The following is a 2,978-nucleotide window of genomic DNA, read 5'->3' as shown; positions in this document are numbered from 1 at the left end:
TTAGTCGCAAGACACCCTAAAATTGGTTTTTAAACGAATATTTGATTTGACGGATATACAAAGATTGTATATGCTAAAATCATGAATCAAACTGTCAATATTTCATTCGAACAGGTCTCTTAAAGGAAATAGATAAAATAGCTAAAAGAGAACGTAGGTCTCGATCTGAATTAATTAGAGAAGCTGCGCGTGCATATATAGAAAAGAAATCTAAATGGGAAAAAATTTTCGTAGTTGGTTCAGCTATTTCTAAAGCTTCAAATTTGACAGAAAGTTCTCTTATCGATGAAATAAAACTTATCAGGAAGCAAAAGAAAACTTCCTAATGCATAAGGTTTTATTAGATACCAATGTTTATATATCTGCAATACTGTTTGGTGGGAAACCCAGGCTTATCTTAGAAGAACTCATTTCAGGCAAAGTAATAGGTTATATTTCTGATTCTATACTTAAAGAGATAGAATTAACTTTGAAGAAGCCAAAATTCAAATTAACTGAAGAATTTATTTCAGTTATCTTATCTGAGATTGAACAAATTACTGAAAAAACTACAAATATTTCCTTATCAGATTACTCAGGACTTAGAGATCGGGACGATTACCATATACTGGAAAGTTCTCTTTCTGCGAAAGTTGATTATTTGATAACGGGTGATCAAGATTTACTTGTCTTAGGTAATTTAAAATCTCTCAAGATTGTTTCTCCGGAACAATATTTAAATATAGATAGAGAAGGGGCGTCCAGCGACTAACTTTCGCCTCAGCCGCTGCGCTTCGGGCTTGCTACGCAACCCTCGCTCCGGCCTCCGGCACATTTCGCTTTGTCACTCGTCTTGCAGGGCAAGCCTCGCGCCAAGTCCTTACGGACTCGCGAAACGTCGGCTAGGCTTGGCCGTTAGACGCAAGGCTGAATGAATATTTCATGAAAAGTAAACTTAGAAATTTGTTACTAAGATTTCTTCCTGATACAGCTCAAATTCTGGGAGTAGGTCTGGGCGGTTATATTGGAGTCGCAACTGGCGAAGCAATGGGTGCTGCACTTGGGGGCGTGTCTGGAGAAGTAATTGGTCGTGTTAGTAAGGACTTAATTGAAAGAATATTATCCGAAAAGGAGAAAGGTCGAATTGAATTTATCGGTTATTACTCAGAAATCAAGATTAGGAAGCTATTAGATTCTGGATCGTCTGTAAGAGAAGATGGCTTCTTTGAAAATATTGATGAGATCTCTTTTGCTGATGAAATATTTGAAGGTGTTTTGATAAAGGCTAAGAATGCTTATGAAGAGAAAAAACTTCCATTTATTGGGAATCTATTCGTTAATTCCGTGTTTTCATCTATTTCTACAGATGATATTCATCAAATCCTAAATTTATCAGATCAACTATCCTATAATCAGCTTGTATTGATTAATATTATCCAATCGAAAATTGCTGGATTTATGAAAATTGCCGAAATGTCGGAAGTAAAAATAACTGATGATAAAATTGGGCTTTATTACAACCTAATTGAGCTTCAAACAAAAGGAGTAATTCTTGATATTCATAATGAAGGTGATCTTGCAATTACCGGAGATCGCACTGTCGATTTCAAAGGATGTGCCTTGACTAGGCTTGGAGAAAGAATTTATAAAGTCTTGTCTCTCAACGAGATTCCTTTGGAAGATATTGAAAGAACTATGAGAATTATTACTTAGCAAGTTCAGCCCAGCGTCTAACTTACGGCTCTGACGCAGCGCTGCGGGCTGCTTCGCACCCTTGCTTGGCCTTCGGCACATTTCACTTTGTCACTCGCCTTGCAGGGCAAGTCTCGCGCCAAGTCCTGTCGGACTCGCGAAACGTCGTCAAGCCTTGGTCGTTAGTCGCCATAGCTGCTACAATAATATTCTATATAGCGAAATCGAATGATCTTTGCTGTTGATTTCCAAAGGATCCAATATGTTTTAAGCTAATTGACTCCAAGGGACTTATTGTCTTTAAAAAAGTACTAGAATCTGCATGTAAATAAAGCAGAGTGCTAGACAAGAAGGTATGTCCAAGTAACTTTTGGATATAAATCAGATTATTCCCAGTTTCCATAAGATGAGTAGCAAACGAATGCCTAAAAGTATGAACTTGGACCTTCTTTGTTATCCCGGCTCTTTTGACAATTCTTTGGAATGAAGCTTGCAGCCAACGCATACTGAGATGTGAACTTTTATCTCTAAAACCGTAGAAAAGAAAATCCTTCGGTTGATATGTTATAATATAGTTCTTCAAAAGGTTAGCCGCTTGATCTGATAAAATAGTATATCGTTGCTTTCTAGTCTTTGATTTGGAGATAAAGATTGTCTTTCTTTCGAAGTCGATGTCTGGGATTTTCAGATTAATTAATTCACTTCCTCTAATTCCAGAGGAATATAGTACTGAAAATACAGTTCGTTCTTGGAGTGATCTGCATTCTGAAAGGAATAATTTCACTTCAGATTTATTCATGACGGCGGGTATTCGTTGCACTCTTTTTGGCAGATGAATTGATTTTGTCATATATGATTTATTTTCAATTTTATAGAAAAGAGTAACAGCACTGTAAAAAATTCGTAGATAAGACTCTGAGGCTTTGTTTTCTTTTAGTTTAATAAAGAAGTCATAAACTTGTTTTGGTCTCAATTTTAGAGGCGATATCATATATTCTTTTGTTAGACGAGTCATACAATCTGTATATGATTCGATTGTGCTTTCACTGTATCCTCTTAGTCTCATGTCTAAAATCATTTTGTCTTTTAATGCACCCATAGTGCCAAGAATTGAAAAGCTTTTAAAATTACTAGAAGAAAGCAGCTACGGCGACTAACTTTCGGTGCTTCCGCAGCGCTGCGGGCTTGCTACGCAACCCTTGCTTGGCCTACGGCACATTTCGCTTTGTCACTCGTCTTGCAGAGCAAGTCTCGTGCCAAGTCCTTACGGACTCGCGAAACGTCGGAACACCTTGGTCGTTAGACGC

Annotated in this window: 3 protein-coding genes and 1 pseudogene; 3 read left to right on the top strand and 1 reads right to left on the bottom strand. The window is 37.4% G+C overall.

Translation table 11 applies throughout. The features are described 5' to 3' along the window. The first annotated feature begins 81 nt into the window (after window positions 1-81). From LEP1GSC192_RS19605 to LEP1GSC192_RS15270, 3 genes and pseudogenes are all read left to right on the top strand, one after another. A pseudogene (locus tag LEP1GSC192_RS19605) lies at window positions 82-326 on the top strand (CopG family ribbon-helix-helix protein). Beyond that, the gene (locus LEP1GSC192_RS15275; protein ID WP_020770889.1) at window positions 326-751 is read left to right on the top strand and encodes a putative toxin-antitoxin system toxin component, PIN family; all 426 of its coding nucleotides are present in this window, start codon (window positions 326-328) and stop codon (window positions 749-751) included. Before LEP1GSC192_RS19605 ends, LEP1GSC192_RS15275 begins: the two are co-directional and overlap by 1 nt. A 170-nt stretch (window positions 752-921) precedes the next feature. Then, on the top strand, window positions 922-1,692 hold the full coding sequence (locus tag LEP1GSC192_RS15270; protein WP_020770890.1) for a hypothetical protein: 771 nt from the start codon (window positions 922-924) through the stop codon (window positions 1,690-1,692). Between the two features lie 190 nt (window positions 1,693-1,882). On the opposite strand, the gene LEP1GSC192_RS20225 is transcribed toward LEP1GSC192_RS15270, so the two are convergent. Beyond that, the gene (locus LEP1GSC192_RS20225; protein ID WP_020770888.1) at window positions 1,883-2,749 is read right to left on the bottom strand and encodes a tyrosine-type recombinase/integrase; all 867 of its coding nucleotides are present in this window, start codon (window positions 2,747-2,749) and stop codon (window positions 1,883-1,885) included. Window positions 2,750-2,978: the final 229 nt, after the last annotated feature.

The sequence above is a fragment of the Leptospira sp. B5-022 genome (genome assembly GCF_000347035.1).
Lineage (GTDB): Bacteria > Spirochaetota > Leptospiria > Leptospirales > Leptospiraceae > Leptospira_B > Leptospira_B cinconiae.
Note: the sequence above shows the minus strand (reverse complement) of the source record. Positions and strands in the feature narration are given on the sequence as shown.

Excerpts from the sequence above, each read along its gene's own strand:
- LEP1GSC192_RS20225 (WP_020770888.1), bottom strand. The coding sequence starts at position 2,749 with ATGATTTTAGACATGAGACTAAGAGGATACAGTGAAAGCACAATCGAA.
- LEP1GSC192_RS15275 (WP_020770889.1), top strand. The coding sequence starts at position 326 with ATGCATAAGGTTTTATTAGATACCAATGTTTATATATCTGCAATACTG.
- LEP1GSC192_RS15270 (WP_020770890.1), top strand. The coding sequence starts at position 922 with ATGAAAAGTAAACTTAGAAATTTGTTACTAAGATTTCTTCCTGATACA.